Consider the following 15,926-nt stretch of genomic DNA (forward strand, 5'->3'; position numbering starts at 1 on the left):
CTATTTAACCAAGGTTAAATGGCCTCGTTTTACCGGTTTATCATCGTCACTGGGCGATGGCTCGCTTTCCTGCTTATCTACGGCCTCGTCCACGACACTCAATGAAGAGGTATCGCTAGATGCAATCTCTTCTTGATAAGCTTCTTCAGCATCAAATACCGTACCGGCACCGTTCTCACGAGCATAAATGGCAACAATCGCCGCCATGGGTAACACCACTTGTTGCGGCACGCCACCAAATCGAGCATTAAACTCAATGTAATCATGGCCAATTTGCAAGTTGCCCACTGCAGTTGAAACAATGTTCAAAACGATTTGACCATCTTTTACATACTGTTGAGGTACCTGGGTACCAGGCACATAAGCATCAACTACCACATGTGGCGTCAGGTCATTGTCCATGAGCCAGTCATAGTAAGCTTGCAACAAATATGGGCGATTAGGTGTCATCGCTTTCATTAGATACCCATGCGCATTTCGCGCTCGGCCTCAGTTAATGAAGCTTTAAACGACTCACGGTCAAATAGGCGAGTCATATAAGCCTTAACTTCTTTTGCTGTACGAGAGTCTAATTCGATACCAAGTACTGGTAAACGCCACAATAGTGGGCCTAAATAGCAATCGGCTAAACCGAACTCTTCAGCCATAAAGTAAGGCATTTCATTAAACACAGGTGCAATCGCAGTTAAACTTTCTTGAAGTTCTTTACGCGCAGCATCAGCACGATCGCCACTACGAATACGATCAACCAACGTGTACCAATCATTTTCGATACGGTGCATCATCAGACGTGTTTGACCACGTGAAACTGGATACACAGGCATCAGCGGTGGATGCGGGAAACGCTCGTCCAAATATTCCATAATGATGCGTGAGTTATAAAGTACAAGCTCACGATCTACTAGCGTTGGTACTGTGTTATATGGATTAAGATCAATCAGATCTTCAGGCATTTCACTTGGATCAACCTGTAGGACATCAACAGTGACCCCTTTTTCAGCCAAGACGATACGTACTTGATGGCTATACAGGTCATCAGCACCTGAGTATAAGGTCATGATTGAGCGTTTGTTGGCAGCAACAGCCATTGATACCCTCCGAGATATTCAATCAAAAAAACAAAAACGCAAACGAGGGGCAATGCCCCCCGTTTACACTATGCGGATAGTACATTCTAACCTGTATTATAGGTTAGTGTACATCTCTCCAGTACTCTTTCTTTAAGAGATAGGACACAATAAAGAAAATAAACAGGAAGCCCATCACCCACCAACCTAAGGTTTCACGCTCAAGTTTGACTGGATCACCTGAATAAACAAGGTAACCTGTGATGTCGCGGACAACTTGGTCATACTCTTCTGCGCTTAAGCTACCTGCAGAACCAGCTTTAACACCGGTTACTTTGACAACTTCAACGCCATTTTCTTCATGAGTCTCAACAATCGGCTCAGGTAGTCCCTGAAGCTCTTGCATCACATGAGGCATACCCACAGATGGGAAAACTGTGTTATTTACACCAAATGGGCGGCTATCATCACGATAGAAGCTCTTTAGATAAGTATAAATCCAGTCTTCACCACGTACACGAGCTACCAGCGTCAAATCTGGTGGCGCTGCACCAAACCATTTAGCTGCATCAGCATCTGGGATAGCGTTTTCCATCAAGTCGCCGACTTTAGCTGTCTCATCAAACATGTAGTTGTTACGCATGTCTTCAATTGAGATACCTAAATCTTCAGCGACGCGATTGTAACGCTGGTACTGCTGGCTATGACAACCGGCACAATATTGTTGGAACTTGTCCAAACCACGTTGTAATGACTCAGTATCACGTAAGTCAATATTGGCACTTTCTAGCGGAACATTTGACCCACCTGCAGCAAACGCAAGAGATGGGACTAACGTTACTAATGCAATCAGTAATTTTTTCATTAGTGGGTCAACCTCTCTGGTACAGGCTTAGTCTTCTCGTTTTTACTGTAAACCCACAGTGCAACGAAGAAACCAAAGTAAGTCAGAGTAAAGATACGAGCAGCAATCGTTAGTGCTGGGGTAGCAGGTACAGCACCTAAATAACCCAATACGATAAATGACACAGCAAACTGGCTAATGTTCAGCTTGTGAATCATGCTACGGTAACGAATTGACTTAACGTTACAGCGATCTAACCAAGGCAGTACGAACAGCACCGCAATCGCCAGACCCATACCAACAACCCCAAGTAGTTTATCTGGAATTGCACGCAAGATTGCGTAGAACGGTGTGAAGTACCAAACCGGTGCGATATGCTCAGGTGTCTTCATTGGGTTAGCCGCTTCAAAGTTTGGCTTCTCAAGGAAGTAACCACCACCTTCTGGCATAAAGAACAGTACGTAGCAGAAAACAATCAAGAAACCAGCCACGCCCATGATATCTTTCACCGTGTAATACGGGTGGAAAGGAATACCATCTTTCGGCCAGCCATTCTCATCTTTGTTTTTCTTAATCTCAATACCATCTGGGTTGTTTGAACCCACTTCATGCAGCGCGATTAAGTGCAAGAATACCAACACAACCAATACCAATGGCAATGCAATAACATGCAAGGCAAAGAAACGGTTCAAGGTCGCACCAGAGACAACGAAATCACCACGAATCCAAAGGGTAAGATCATCACCAATGACAGGGATTGCACCAAATAGCGAGATAATTACCTGTGCTCCCCAATAAGACATTTGTCCCCAAGGAAGTAGGTAGCCCATGAAGGCCTCAGCCATTAGTACAAGGAAAATCAACATACCAAATAGCCAAAGTAGCTCTCTTGGCTTTTGATAAGAACCGTAGATTAAACCACGGAACATATGCAGATAAATCACCACGAAGAATGCCGAAGCACCGGTTGAGTGCATATAACGCAGCAACCAGCCATATTCAACATCACGCATGATGTATTCGATAGAAGCAAATGCACCTTCAGCAGTTGGAACGTAGTTCATGGTTAACCAAATACCAGTTAGTAGTTGGTTAACTAACACTAGCATGGCTAGTGAGCCGAAGAAGTACCAAAAGTTGAAGTTTGTTGGTGTTGCATACTTACCAACGTGACGATTATAAGTCGCCGACATTGGAATACGCTCATCAATCCAATCAATAATATTCTTAACCATTACGCTGCCCCCTGATCGACACCGATAATCACGTTACCGTCATCAATGTATTGATGTGGCGGTACAACGAGATTTAATGGCGCTGGAACACCTTGGAATACACGACCAGCCATATCAAATTTAGAACCATGACATGGGCAGAAGAATCCAGAAGCGACACCTTCAACTTGCTCACCGAACGTATCCGGTAGGTAAGTGGGTGAACAACCTAAGTGAGTACATAGGCCAACTGCGATGAAATACTCAGGCTTAATAGAACGGACGGCATTCTGAGCGTACTCAGGTTGCTGCTCTTCGTTCGATGCTGGATCACGAAGTTGGTTATCAAGTTTAGCAAGACCATTAATGATCTCTTCCGTGCGGCGTACAACCCATACAGGCTTACCACGCCACTCAACGCGGATCAGCTGACCCGGCTCTAATTTACTAATATTTACTTCAACCGGGGCACCTGCAGCTTTCGCTTTGGCACTCGGATTCCATGACTTTATAAAAGGAACCGCTACAGCGACGGCACCAGCACCACCTACAACGGCGGTGGCTGCGGTCAGGAATCTGCGACGTCCGGTATCGACTGGCGCATTGCTCATCCACTTATCTCCAGAGAGTGTTGGAATTTTTGTTTTAAAAATTTTTGAAAATCGGGTTACACCCCAAAGCTCAAAAATCAAATTTGAGGCGGGGCTCATTATAGCCAAAAATTAGAACCAGATCATAGTAAAACAGAGAACAAAGTTAACTATGTTAGAAAAATTGCCATTTTACGGTGAAAATAAACGCTGATCTGGGCTGCATTAACCAGAATTCAACATCAAATAAAACCAAAACCTTTATAGTAATTGATGCTAAATTAGAAACTTAGTGAAGATAAATAAAAAAAGCCCGAACTAGTCGGGCTTTTTTAAGCTAATTGGATTTATTTAGCTTGTGCACTCTTCATATACTTGAAGAAATCACTGTCAGGCTCTAACACCATGACATTGCCATCACCTGAGAAGCTATCTTTGTAGGCATCAAGACTACGAATGAAGCTAAAGAACTCTGGATCTTGGTTATATGCATCGGCGTATATCTTAGCCGCGATCGCATCACCCTCACCTCGAACTTCCAACGCTTTACGTTGAGCCTCAGCGATTTGGATGGTGACACCTGCATCGGTTTTAGCACGAATAATCTCTGCTTGCTCTTTACCTTGAGCGCGATGTTCTTTAGCAACAGCAGTACGTTCAGCACGCATACGTTGATAAATACTTGAACTTACGTTCGCAGGTAAGTTGATCTGCTTAACTCGCACGTCAACCACTTCAATACCTAAGTCTTCAGAGCTTTCCATTGCATTATTCAATGCATCTTGTTGTAGCTCATCACGACTACCTGAAACGATTTCGGTAATAGTACGACGACCAAACTCAGTACGCAGGTCATTGTTAATCTTACGCTGTAGCAGTGATTCAGCTTGAGCCTTATTACCACCATTGGTAGAAAGATAGTACTTCTCGTGATCGGCGATGCGCCACTTCACATAAGAATCTACCATCAAATCTTTCTTTTCAGAGGTAACAAATCTGTCAGCTGCACCATCCATAGTTTGGATGCGTGAATCCAAATACTTGATCTTATCGATACCTGGTATTTTAAAGTGCAAGCCTGGCTCGTAAATGCGAGTTTGGCCTTCATCTTTTAAAATTTTACCGAATCGAGATACGATCGCACGCTCACCTTCATTAACGACGATAAGAGAAGACAAGCCTACAGCAATCAGAATAGCCACGATAATAATGGTTAATCTACCCATGATTAATTTCTCCCCTGACGTACGCGATCAGCACGTGAAGCACGACCATCAAGCGGTAAACCGTGGTTTACCACACTATTGGTGCCGGCACTCGCAACAGGCTCTGTCATCACAGGCTGTTTAGAAGTTTTACCACTGTTTTGCTGCATTAGTTTATCCAACGGTAGGTACATCATGTTGCCGTTGTTTTTGGCATCAATAAGTACTTTATTGGTTCCAGACATCACTTCTTGCATCGCTTCAATATACATACGGTTACGGGTCACTTCTGGTGCAGCTTGATACTCAGGAAGTAACTGCTCAAAACGTGCCACTTTACCGCGAGCTTCAAGAATCTCACGCTCTTTATAAGCGTTCGCTTGTTGCTCCATACGTTGTACTTGACCACGCGCTTTAGGCTCAATCTCACGAGAATAGGCTTCTGCTTCACGAATAAAGCGTTGCTCATCCTCTTGCGCTGCAATCGCATCATCGAATGCGTCTTTAACTTCTTCAGGCGGACGTGCCGGTAGGAAGTTCACATCGACAATGTTAATACCTAATTTATATGGCTCGATAATACGCTCAACTTCTTCCCAAGTATCGCGACGAATTTGGTCACGTCCCGTGGTCAAGATGTCGTCCATTTTATTGTGGCCAACTACGTATCTTAATGCACTATCAGTCGCTTCGCGTAAACTTTCATTCGCATCAACGGCACTGAATAAAAACAGGTAAGGATCAATAACGCGATATTGCACGTCAAGCTCAACCAATACTACGTTCTCATCCGAGGTTAAAATCGTACCAGACGCTGGAATTGAACGTACTGTACTGACATTAACAGGGAAGACTTCGTCGATGAACGTTGCTTTCCATTGTAAGCCTGGCTCTACTTCACCAATATACTGACCAAAGCGCAAAGCAACGCCTTTTTCAGCTTCTTTAACCGTGTAGAAACCTGAAAGTCCCCAAACAGCAATTGCTATGACAAGGACAATACCAATCCCGAATGCACTCACACTCGGTCCAGAGCCATTACCGTTCCCTCCAAATTTTTTGGAAAGATTTTTAAAAACTTCATCTAAATCTGGTGGTCCCTTATCGTTACCACTTTTATTTCCCCAAGGGTCTTTCCCCTTGTTACCGGGCTCGTTCCAAGCCATTTAGCACTCCATAGGTGTATGAATTAAACGAGATTACTAAAAAACTACTCTACTGTAGCTGATTCTACAATAAAGGTCTCTAACTCCCCTTGGCTCTGCTTTACAAGACGATGCCAATCGGCTTCAATCATGCGTACAGACAAAATACAGTTCCCCAGATCGTCATACTCTTTCTGCTGTATTACATCAAGTCGATAAAACTGACCAAGATAATGTCCGGCACTGGCCGGAACTTGGAGATTAACTTCAACAATCGATTGGCCAACAAGTTGGTTAATCGCTGTTTTCAGTTCTTCCAAGCCTTTGCTTTGTTGAGCCGAAACCCAAACCCGCGTCGGTAAACCGTCCGAATCATAATCAATCTTCGGGCTCACCTCTTCCAACAAATCGATTTTGTTACACACAACCAATTGTGGAATATCTTCTGCACCGATCTCTTTGAGTACAAGCTGTACTTGCTCAAAGTTATCGCCCATGTTTTCATCCGCAGCATCAACAACATGCAGCAGTAAGTCTGCTTCTCTTGTTTCTTGCAGCGTCGCTTTAAATGCGGCGACGAGATCATGGGGTAAATGACGAATAAACCCAACCGTGTCAGCCAAAATGACTGAACCGTCTTGGATTTCTAGTTTTCTCAACGTTGGATCCAAAGTCGCAAACAACTGATCGGCCGCATACACATCGGAAACCGTCAGTGCATTAAACAGTGTTGATTTCCCCGCATTGGTGTAACCCACTAGGGACACTGTTGCTGAGTCACTACGTTTACGTGCACGGCGACTCTGCTCACGTTGTTTATCAACTTTCGCTAAACGCTTATTAATGGTTTTTATACGACCACGTAATAAACGTCTATCCGTTTCTAACTGTGTTTCACCTGGACCACGTAAACCTATCCCGCCTTTTTGACGTTCAAGGTGAGTCCAGCCCCGAATCAAGCGCGTCGACATGTGGCGCAATTGCGCTAGCTCCACTTGCAACTTACCTTCGTAAGTACGCGCTCGTTGGGCGAAAATATCTAGAATTAGTGTCGTTCTGTCCAACACACGACATTGACATAACTGTTCAAGATTTCTCTCTTGCGCAGGACTCAATGCATGGTTAAAAATCACTACATTAGCCTCAGTAGCTGAAACCATTGCAGCTAATTCTTCGGCCTTTCCCGAACCGACAAAATACTTACGATCCGGTGAACGACGGCTTCCCGTGATCACGCCTACAGCTTCGGCACCTGCTGACTCAACTAACAACTGCAGTTCGGTTATATCTTCCCTGCTGTCTTCATCAGAAAAGTCGATATGGACAAGTACTGCACTTTCTCCCGCCTCATAGCGATCAAACAAAAAGCAAACTCCTTAAAAATTACTGTTGTTCTGCGTCGTCACTCTGACTGTTAAATCCGCCAGCTTGATTAGGCGTACCATGGTGACCGCCAACTTTGAATGGGCGTGCTGGTACAACAGTTGAAATGGCGTGCTTGTACACCATTTGACTGACTGTGTTTTTCAACAAAATAACAAATTGATCAAATGACTCAACCTGTCCCTGAAGCTTAATACCGTTAACCAAATAAATTGATACTGGAACGTGCTCACGTCGTAGCGCGTTCAAAAATGGGTCTTGTAAAGATTGCCCCTTTGCCATTTTATAATTTCCTTTTTATTAATAAATCAGTAAAAACCGATACAACATAAAATTTTTGTTTGGTTTTAGTATTATATAGTGTGACCTATTTAGCTAGCAGCATATACTTTTAAGCGAGATATATTGCTATTATCTCCACTTTCCAGCCAATTTAGCTCTGGCCACCCTCTCAACCATGTTAATTGACGCTTCGCCAATTGCCTAGTAGCAACAACCGCTTTTTCGACCATTGTATTATAGTCGTAGTCCCCATCGAGATACTGCCACACTTGGCGATAGCCCACACAGCGCATTGAAGGGAGGTCTAAATGCAAGTCTCCACGAGATTTTAATCGCTCAACTTCTTCAATGAATCCTTGATTTAACATCAATTTGAATCTTTCTTCTATAGAAAGATGTAACTGTTTCCGATCTTTTGGTGAAATCCCAAACTGAGCCACATTATATGGTAAGGCTTCTGACTTAGTTTGTGTTAACTCAGTCAATGACTTACCAGAAATTCGATATACCTCGATAGCCCGAGATAATCGCTGTGGGTCATTGGGGTGAATACGGGCTGCAGCAACGGCATCAAACTGTGCTAATTCATCATGCATCGCCTGCCAACCTTTGTCTTCAGCTTCCGCCGCGATTTGCGCTCTTATCGCGTCATCGGCGGCTGGTAAAGGTGACAGTCCTTCTAGCAAAGCTTTAAAGTACATCATGGTACCGCCTACTAGCAGCGGCGTTTTACCTTTACTCAGAATATCTTCAATCTCTGTCAGTGCATCTTGGCGAAAATCAGCCGCTGAATAACTCTCACTAGGATCTCGAATATCAATTAATCGATGTGGTGCACGTGCCAACTCAGCAGCATCAGGTTTAGCACTACCGATATCCATTTGCCGATAAATCAACGCTGAATCGACCGAAATAATTTCGCAGTCATGCTGCTCAACCAATTCTATAGCCAAAGCAGTCTTACCTGAGGCGGTAGGGCCCATTAATGTCATAATGGTTGGTAAACTGTTATCGGTCACGAATCCTGCTCTGTTATCCAGTTTTGCCATGGTAAATCCACAGCCTGTTCAAATACTAATTCTTGCTGAGCTTGGCTCAAACACATCAACGACTGCCAAACTTGTGCTGCCGAATTAAAATGTTCTTGGTTTTGCTTTACCAGCCAGCTAATCAAGGCTTCATCGGCGGGTTCTTCAAAACGAATCCACTGCAAAAACTCAGGAATCACCTTTACCAGTTGGCTCTTCCTTAAATATGGGGGCACTTTCTTAATAATCAACTGCCCCATGCGAATACTTACTTCAATACCCAGTTTTCTGATCAATTGCTCTCTTTGAGCTAAGGTTTCGACCCAATCATCATCAGCAGAAACTGATACCGGCATTAACAGCGGCTGTCCAACCAACCCTTCAGCTAACTTAGATTGCAGCGCTAGGGTGTCAACAGATTCATTCGCCGCAGTAATAGATAGCAATTGTAAATTTTCACCTTCGCATATCACCCAGTAGCGCCCACCCAATACCTGCGGCATATCTGCCGACGTTTGCATATCAGCTGTAGATGTCTGCGGTGTCGAGAGCAGCTCAGCATAAGCATCAATAGCAGCCTGACTCGGTAACTCAACATCAGCTTTAGTAGCTGAGCGAGCAGTATAACTGGTATCCGATCGACTATTATTTAGCGGTGCTTGATAAGCCGTCGGAGCCCGCTCAGATACCACAGGGGTATGCGCTGGGCGAGTGTCACGATGCGGTGCTGAACTCTGGCTCACACCACCGGGCTTTGGCTGAGGCTGCTCTGTATCGGTATCATCGATACTTCCATCTGCCCCTGTTGGCGTTAATGGTAACGAAACAAGCTGAATTAAAGCTGACTGCAATGCCTGCAAGATAAAATCATGAACATAACGGCTTTCATGAAAGCGAACCTCATGTTTAGCAGGGTGGACATTGACGTCCACCTGATGCGGATCTATCTCCAGCATCAACACAAAACCTATCTGCTCCTGGGTCAAAAACTCAGCGAAGGCTTGCCTAACAGCATGATTAACGAGCCGATCTCGTACTAGACGGCCGTTAACATAAAAATACTGGGTGTCATTGGCTGCAGCCTCAAAACGGGGCGACTGGATATAACCACTTAACCTTAGGCCATTGTGGCTGCAATCAACTTTTAATGCTTGTTCAGCAAAACGTTTACCACTGACTTGCGCCAACCGCTGTAGATACTGTTCTTCATTTTGAGCTGGACGGTAGTTCCTAACCTGTTTGCCGTTATGCTTTAAGGTAAAGTGGATATCGCTACGCACTAATGCAATACGTTTCAACCACTCATCAATATGAGTAAACTCGGTTTTATCACTTTTTAGGAAACGTCGACGGGCTGGCGTATTAAAAAACAGGTCGACAACGGATAATGTTGTCCCCACAGGATGCGCAGCAGGCAGTATCTTAACCGCCATATCAGAGCCTTCAGCATAAGCTTGCCAAGCTTCGGTTTGGTCCGCGGTTTTAGAGGTTAAGGTTAAACGTGCAACGGAACTGATACTGGCAAGTGCTTCACCGCGAAAACCAAAACTCATGATCGCATCGAGATCATCTAGTGTGCTCAATTTCGACGTGGCGTGGCGCGACAAAGCCAACGACAATTGCTCCTTGGGAATACCTGAGCCATTATCTTGAATTTTAATCAGCTTGCTTCCACCTTTGTCGATCTCAATATCAACACGAGTTGCACCAGCATCTAAGCTGTTTTCCACCAACTCTTTAATAACAGAAGCAGGCCTTTCTACCACTTCCCCAGCTGCGATTTGGTTAGCTAACTGTGGGGGTAATATCTGAATTTTATTTTCGCTCATCACGCCCTTGGTATAACGAGTTTCTGTCCCACACGTAACATGTCTGATTTAAGGTTATTGGCTTTCTTGATACTGGCCACAGAAACCTGATAACGATGGGCGATGACAGACAAGGATTCACCCGAGCGCACCTTATGGCTTCTGGAGCTTTTACTCGCCAATAACGTATCGCTAGGTGGATTATTTTCAAAATAGCGTAACACACCACGGTGTACCGCATTAGCAATGTTATTTTGATGTTCTCGTTGCGTCAGTAACCGCTCCTCTTTAGGGTTAGAAATAAAGCCAGTTTCCACTAAGATAGAAGGAATATCTGGTGACTTTAGTACCCCAAAACTGGCCGATTCAGGTTTGTGCTTATGTAACTTGGTCACTTTACCTAAATTGGCAAGCACATCGTCGGCGATGTTATGACTAATCGCCATCGACCTGTCCATAGACATATCCAACAAGGTCATGGCTAAATATTGTTCATTATCAGTGTTTTGTATAATCTCACCAGCACCACCTAAGAGTTCTGAATGTTTCTCTTTGTGCTCAAGCCAGCGACCAATTTCACTATTTGCACGCCCCATAGACAACACCCAAACTGACGCACCTCGGGGCTGCGGTGTGGTGAATGCATCGGCGTGAATGGAGATCAATAAATCCGCTTTACTATTTCTTGCTATCTCTGAACGGCGATTAATATTCACGAAATAATCACCAGTTCGCGTCATTACCGCTTTCATACCTGGAGTTTTGTTAATTTTTGCTTCAACCTTCTTAGCAATCTGCATCACCACGTGTTTTTCATAGGTGCCTTTCGGGCCTATCGAACCTGGGTCATCGCCACCATGGCCGGCGTCAATGGCGATGATCACATCACGTAAGCTGTTGGTTGGTTTTTTATTAACCGTGGTTGACGACTGAGAGGATTTCGCACCACCGGCATCTAGGTCAACCACTAAACGATTGCCGTAGGGAGCAGTGGGCGGTAAAGCAAATAAATTCGCTTTAATCGGCTTCGTTAAATCAATCACTAACCGCAATGTGCCTTTGGCCGGCGGCTTACTGGTGCGAACTTGTTTAACTAGCTTGCTATTATTCTTGACCTTTTTTAAATCGAGTTTATTGGTAGAACCTTTAAGATCAACCACTAAGCGATATGGGTTAGTTAATGTGAAATAGCTATAATCGGCCTTTTTAGATAGGTCAAATACGACTCGGGTCGAGTCTGGTGCAGCCCAAATACGCACGCCTTCTAATTGATTGGCAGCAGAAACCCCTGCTGAAATACACAGTAAAAACAGGAAACTAACGAGTTGTATTTTTAGCGCTTTATTTATCATTTTTTATTATAAGTTTGCTAGGGTGGCTTGACCTTTCGCGGTTGAGTTTTGTTCAAGATAGCAGCGTTATGAACGCGGCGAAAGCTCAGCTAATATCTGCTCACCCTTAGCAGATACTGCCGTCAAACTAATCTGACGACTTTCACCTTGATAAGCCAAGTTAAGCTTTAAGTCTGCCTCTGGCAATACTCCCTCACCTTTGTCTGGCCACTCAACAATACACAAACTAGTAGGTGAAAAGTAATCGCGGATCCCCATAAACTCAAGCTCTTCAGGATCGCTCAAGCGGTAAAGGTCAAAGTGGTAAACTTCGATCCCATCTAATTCATAGGGCTCAACTAAGGTGTAAGTAGGACTTTTAACTGCCCCCTCATGACCTAAACTCTGAATAATACCACGACTTAGCGTTGTCTTACCCGCCCCCAAATCACCATATAAATATAAAGTCACTGGCGCTTGCAACACTTTGGCAAGCCGTAAACCAAACGCTACCGTTGCAGCTTCATTTTCTAAATCAAATGCTAATGTCGACATAACTTCCACAAGAACAATTTAAACGACGTGTCGATGATAATGAGATACTTTACCGTAATACGCCGTTTATCTAAACAAACATTAGCCTAATTTAATCATTAACGACTACAACTCATCCACTAAGCGACGAATATGCTCAAACAGATCGCTCGCTAGCATGCCTCTCATCCCTTGCTCTGCAGCATACTCGGCGGCACGTCCGTGAATAACAACCGCAGCCGTTGCCGCGGCCATCAATGACATTTTTTGCGCCATTAATGCTGCAATAATGCCACCCAAGACATCACCGCTTCCGCCACTAGCCAGCCCAGCATTACCAACGGGGGCCACATGACATATATTGCCATCATAAATCAATGTACCCGGACCTTTTAACACAACCACGCCGCCATATTTGGCTTGAATGGCTTTAACGGCGGCAAACCTGTCTTGCTCAACTTCGTCAGTTTCGATGCCCAATAGACGTGCAGCTTCGGCACTATGGGGCGTAAGCACCCAATTGTCATGACGACGGGGATCTTTACTGAGCAAATTAAGGGCATCGGCATCAACCACGCAAGGTTTCTCACACAGCCCAACCGCTTTAAACAAGTTGTAGCCCCAATCTTGCTGGCCCAACCCTGGTCCTATCAGCAATACATTCGCCCAACCAAAACGTAAATACACTTCCATGTCGACCAGTTCGCAGCCCCAAAACATCAGCTCAGGCCGACCAGCACTGATAACAAGGTGATGACTTGGATGCGATACCACTGTGACCAATCCGGCGCCGGAGCGTAAACACGCCTCAGCAGCTAAACGCGGTGCGCCAGCCATGCCTTGATCCCCACCAATGACAGTCACTTTGCCACACATTCCTTTATGAGAATCTTGTGGTCGATAGGGTAAGCCAACCGGCACTGCGGCAGCGGTGACATTAATCACTTCTGATTTATTTAATACATCAGCAAAACCGATGTCAGCAAAAATTAATTCGCCAGTATGCTCACGGGCTTTGCCAGTAATTAAACCTTGTTTCAAAGCGCCAAAAGTAATCGTCGTATCGGCATTAACGGCTTTAGCACCAAAACCAGTATCACCATTAATGCCGGATGGAATGTCTAAGCTTAGTACCCAGGCGTTACTGGCATTGATCTTCTCGATGGCAGTCGCTATTTCACCACTCACTTCACCTTTAAAGCCGGTACCTAATAAGCCATCAACAACCACTTCAGCACCCGTTAATACACTGTCAATATCGTCACCAACTTGGCCACCCGCGGCAATAAAATCTGCTTTACCTTGCTGTACTCCGACACTGATTTTTTCACGGAATAAGAAATAGACAGCGACAGGTTGACCCGCCTCGATCAACAGAGTTGCCAGAGTGAACGCATCTGCACCGTTATTGCCATATCCTGCAATGATGGCAATCGGGCTCGTTAGCTTTTCTTGGGCCTGTAGTAGATTAAAGCTCGCCGTCGCTGCACGCTCAATAAGCTCATGTTCACTGATACCTGAAGCGATCAGTTTCAACTCGGCTTGTTTCACTTGTTCGCAGGAGTACAGTGTTGCGGGTAAGTCTTGTTGTTGGTAGAGCATTAAGCCTATCTCCAATTGATTCACTGACGGGCCTTGTAAGGCTAAGTACACATAGATATATAGTAGAATATGAGCCTTAATTTGAGATTAGATTCCAACAGTTGCTCGATAAATTACAAAAACTTGATCTAACGCATACCGTCATGGTGACCTGAGTTAACCCATGCTGAGTGTGGACCAAAAAAAAGCACCTTTCGGTGCTTTTTAATCGCAAACTAAAGGTTAGAGATCATCCATACGAATGCTGCTATGCACCAATCTTTGCTGTTGAATTTTTTCAACACGAACTAAATCATCCAGTGCACCTTTGACGTCGCTTGAAACCGATGAATTGGCCGTTTTTTCTAGCAGGCCAATTAAGCGATTCTCGAGATCGAGGTGCAAGTTCAGTACATCCTCTTCGCTCATGTTGGCGGTTAAACTAGTTTGCTCACAACGCGCAATAAAATCTTCAAAGACGATATCGTTATACCAAGTATCGAGCAGTTTACTTGGCGCATCTTCAATATAACTTTCAAGCTTCTCAGCCACGGTTAACTGCTGCTGTCTAAAGTACTCTAAGATCATCTTAACCCGAGTAGAATCAGCATCGGCATGCAAACGTTTATACAAACTAGCCATCTCAATACGACATTTTGCAACGTATGCTAATTGCTCCCCAAGCTGTTGAAAACGAATCATAATTCTCTCCCTTACCATCTACTCAGCGTAACTGTTAACTAGTATGGATATTATGCAAGCATTACCTACAACATAATTTGAACAATGTCATAGTTTGATGAGTTGCTTGGTTTTACATTAGCAGAAGATGAAGAAACTACTCGATTAATCACGAAATTGCCGCAATTGCGACATAGATCATTTGCCATCACTCTTTCAACCAATTAGCAGCAAGTTTGCAATAGAGGTTCACCAGCAATATCGCCAGCAACTGCGCTAATTTCGTAAATCTTTTAAATCGAAGAATTCAATGAGGAAGATTGGAGCGAACGCTTTTGGATAGAAGCTGGGTTCGAACCGATGATCGATACCTTGGCACAAAAAATGGTATCAGCTCATTCAATCAACGCAGCTGGGCTAATGTCGTAAATCTTTTAAATCGGAAAATTCAATAAGGAAGATTGGAGCGAATGCTTTGGATAGAAAGTGGGTTCGAACCGATGATCGATACCTTGGCACAAAAAATGGTATCAGCTCATTCAATCAACGCAGCTGGGCTAATGTCGTAAATCTTTTAAATCGGAAAATTCAATAAGGAAGATTGGAGCGAATGCTTTGGATAGAAAGTGGGTTCGAACCGATGATCGATACCTTGGCACAAAAAATGGTATCAGCTCATTCAATCAACGCAACTGCGCTAATATCTTATAAATTTGAATTGGAAAAAGCGGGGAAGATTGGAGCGAACGCTTTTGGATAGAAGGTGGGTTCGAACCGATGATCGATACCTTGGCACAAAAAATGGTATCAGCTCATTCAATCAACGCAGCTGGGCTAATGTCGTAAATCTTTTAAATCGGAAAATTCAATAAGGAAGATTGGAGCGAATGCTTTGGATAGAAAGTGGGTTCGAACCGATGATCGATACCTTGGCACAAAAAATGGTATCAGCTCATTCAATCAACGCAACTGCGCTAATATCGTAAATCTTTTAAATCGGAAAATTCAATGAGGAAGATTGGAGCGAACGCTTTTGGATAGAAGGTGGGTTCGAACCGATGATCGATACCTTAGCGCAAAAAATGGTATCAACTCATCCAATGGACGCAACTGTTCTAACGTCGTAAATCTTTTAAATCGGAGAATTCAATGAGGAAGATTGGAGCGACATATCGGGTTCGAACCGATGACCTATACCTTGGCAAGGTATCGCTCTACCAACTGAGCTAATGT

The 15,926-nt window shown here is 44.2% G+C and carries 15 protein-coding genes; all 15 read right to left on the reverse strand.

The window, feature by feature from the left end; translation table 11 throughout:
* The 15 genes from ACHUFW_RS21125 to ACHUFW_RS21195 all read right to left on the reverse strand — a co-directional run bounded on the left by ACHUFW_RS21125 (position 1) and on the right by ACHUFW_RS21195 (position 14,711).
* Positions 1-459: a ClpXP protease specificity-enhancing factor gene (locus tag ACHUFW_RS21125; RefSeq protein ID WP_394205889.1), complete on the reverse strand. Its 459-nt coding sequence runs from the start codon at positions 457-459 to the stop codon at positions 1-3.
* Positions 459-1,088 (reverse strand): stringent starvation protein SspA, encoded by a 630-nt coding sequence (gene sspA, locus ACHUFW_RS21130; protein WP_028774554.1) that lies wholly within the window; start codon positions 1,086-1,088, stop codon positions 459-461. The genes ACHUFW_RS21125 and sspA overlap by 1 nt, the downstream gene beginning before the upstream one ends.
* Before the next feature lie 103 nt (positions 1,089-1,191).
* On the reverse strand, positions 1,192-1,932 hold the full coding sequence (locus tag ACHUFW_RS21135; RefSeq protein WP_394205891.1) for a cytochrome c1: 741 nt from the start codon (positions 1,930-1,932) through the stop codon (positions 1,192-1,194).
* The gene (locus ACHUFW_RS21140) at positions 1,932-3,146 is read right to left on the reverse strand and encodes a cytochrome b (protein WP_394205892.1); all 1,215 of its coding nucleotides are present in this window, start codon (positions 3,144-3,146) and stop codon (positions 1,932-1,934) included. The genes ACHUFW_RS21135 and ACHUFW_RS21140 overlap by 1 nt, the downstream gene beginning before the upstream one ends.
* A complete protein-coding gene (petA, locus tag ACHUFW_RS21145) occupies positions 3,146-3,736 on the reverse strand; it encodes a ubiquinol-cytochrome c reductase iron-sulfur subunit (protein WP_394205894.1) in 591 nt (196 codons plus the stop codon). Before petA ends, ACHUFW_RS21140 begins: the two co-directional genes overlap by 1 nt.
* A 326-nt stretch (positions 3,737-4,062) precedes the next feature.
* Complete coding sequence (gene hflC, locus ACHUFW_RS21150) at positions 4,063-4,941, reverse strand: protease modulator HflC (RefSeq protein ID WP_394205896.1); 879 nt, start codon at positions 4,939-4,941, stop codon at positions 4,063-4,065.
* A gap of 2 nt (positions 4,942-4,943) precedes the next feature.
* Positions 4,944-6,086 (reverse strand): FtsH protease activity modulator HflK, encoded by a 1,143-nt coding sequence (gene hflK, locus ACHUFW_RS21155; protein WP_394205898.1) that lies wholly within the window; start codon positions 6,084-6,086, stop codon positions 4,944-4,946.
* 44 nt (positions 6,087-6,130) lie between these two features.
* The gene (gene hflX, locus ACHUFW_RS21160; RefSeq protein ID WP_394205900.1) at positions 6,131-7,429 is read right to left on the reverse strand and encodes a ribosome rescue GTPase HflX; all 1,299 of its coding nucleotides are present in this window, start codon (positions 7,427-7,429) and stop codon (positions 6,131-6,133) included.
* 19 nt (positions 7,430-7,448) lie between these two features.
* Complete coding sequence (hfq, locus tag ACHUFW_RS21165) at positions 7,449-7,730, reverse strand: RNA chaperone Hfq (RefSeq protein WP_394205901.1); 282 nt, start codon at positions 7,728-7,730, stop codon at positions 7,449-7,451.
* An 89-nt stretch (positions 7,731-7,819) separates the two neighbouring features.
* Positions 7,820-8,779 (reverse strand): tRNA (adenosine(37)-N6)-dimethylallyltransferase MiaA, encoded by a 960-nt coding sequence (gene miaA / locus ACHUFW_RS21170; protein ID WP_394205903.1) that lies wholly within the window; start codon positions 8,777-8,779, stop codon positions 7,820-7,822.
* Entirely contained in the window at positions 8,746-10,587 is a 1,842-nt protein-coding gene (mutL, locus tag ACHUFW_RS21175) for a DNA mismatch repair endonuclease MutL (RefSeq protein ID WP_394205905.1), read from the reverse strand. The genes miaA and mutL overlap by 34 nt, the downstream gene beginning before the upstream one ends.
* On the reverse strand, positions 10,587-11,918 hold the full coding sequence (locus ACHUFW_RS21180; protein ID WP_394205907.1) for an N-acetylmuramoyl-L-alanine amidase: 1,332 nt from the start codon (positions 11,916-11,918) through the stop codon (positions 10,587-10,589). The genes mutL and ACHUFW_RS21180 overlap by 1 nt, the downstream gene beginning before the upstream one ends.
* Before the next feature lie 66 nt (positions 11,919-11,984).
* Positions 11,985-12,452 (reverse strand): tRNA (adenosine(37)-N6)-threonylcarbamoyltransferase complex ATPase subunit type 1 TsaE, encoded by a 468-nt coding sequence (gene tsaE / locus ACHUFW_RS21185; protein ID WP_394205908.1) that lies wholly within the window; start codon positions 12,450-12,452, stop codon positions 11,985-11,987.
* A gap of 105 nt (positions 12,453-12,557) precedes the next feature.
* Positions 12,558-14,033 carry an NAD(P)H-hydrate dehydratase gene (locus ACHUFW_RS21190; RefSeq protein ID WP_394205912.1) on the reverse strand — a complete coding sequence of 492 codons (1,476 nt, stop codon included), beginning with the start codon at positions 14,031-14,033 and terminating at the stop codon, positions 12,558-12,560.
* 222 nt (positions 14,034-14,255) lie between these two features.
* Positions 14,256-14,711 (reverse strand): ferritin family protein, encoded by a 456-nt coding sequence (locus tag ACHUFW_RS21195; RefSeq protein ID WP_394205914.1) that lies wholly within the window; start codon positions 14,709-14,711, stop codon positions 14,256-14,258.
* Positions 14,712-15,926 lie beyond the last annotated feature (1,215 nt).

The sequence above is a fragment of the Shewanella waksmanii genome, assembly GCF_043643685.1.
In the GTDB taxonomy this organism is placed as follows: Bacteria; Pseudomonadota; Gammaproteobacteria; order Enterobacterales; family Shewanellaceae; genus Shewanella; species Shewanella waksmanii_A.

Coding starts and splice junctions, on each gene's coding strand:
- ACHUFW_RS21125 (WP_394205889.1), bottom strand. CDS start 459: ATGAAAGCGATGACACCTAATCGCCCATATTTGTTGCAAGCTTACTAT.
- sspA (WP_028774554.1), bottom strand. CDS start 1,088: ATGGCTGTTGCTGCCAACAAACGCTCAATCATGACCTTATACTCAGGT.
- ACHUFW_RS21135 (WP_394205891.1), bottom strand. CDS start 1,932: ATGAAAAAATTACTGATTGCATTAGTAACGTTAGTCCCATCTCTTGCG.
- ACHUFW_RS21140 (WP_394205892.1), bottom strand. CDS start 3,146: ATGGTTAAGAATATTATTGATTGGATTGATGAGCGTATTCCAATGTCG.
- petA (WP_394205894.1), bottom strand. CDS start 3,736: ATGAGCAATGCGCCAGTCGATACCGGACGTCGCAGATTCCTGACCGCA.
- hflC (WP_394205896.1), bottom strand. CDS start 4,941: ATGGGTAGATTAACCATTATTATCGTGGCTATTCTGATTGCTGTAGGC.
- hflK (WP_394205898.1), bottom strand. CDS start 6,086: ATGGCTTGGAACGAGCCCGGTAACAAGGGGAAAGACCCTTGGGGAAAT.
- hfq (WP_394205901.1), bottom strand. CDS start 7,730: ATGGCAAAGGGGCAATCTTTACAAGACCCATTTTTGAACGCGCTACGA.
- miaA (WP_394205903.1), bottom strand. CDS start 8,779: ATGGCAAAACTGGATAACAGAGCAGGATTCGTGACCGATAACAGTTTA.
- mutL (WP_394205905.1), bottom strand. CDS start 10,587: ATGAGCGAAAATAAAATTCAGATATTACCCCCACAGTTAGCTAACCAA.
- ACHUFW_RS21180 (WP_394205907.1), bottom strand. CDS start 11,918: ATGATAAATAAAGCGCTAAAAATACAACTCGTTAGTTTCCTGTTTTTA.
- tsaE (WP_394205908.1), bottom strand. CDS start 12,452: ATGTCGACATTAGCATTTGATTTAGAAAATGAAGCTGCAACGGTAGCG.
- ACHUFW_RS21190 (WP_394205912.1), bottom strand. CDS start 14,033: ATGCTCTACCAACAACAAGACTTACCCGCAACACTGTACTCCTGCGAA.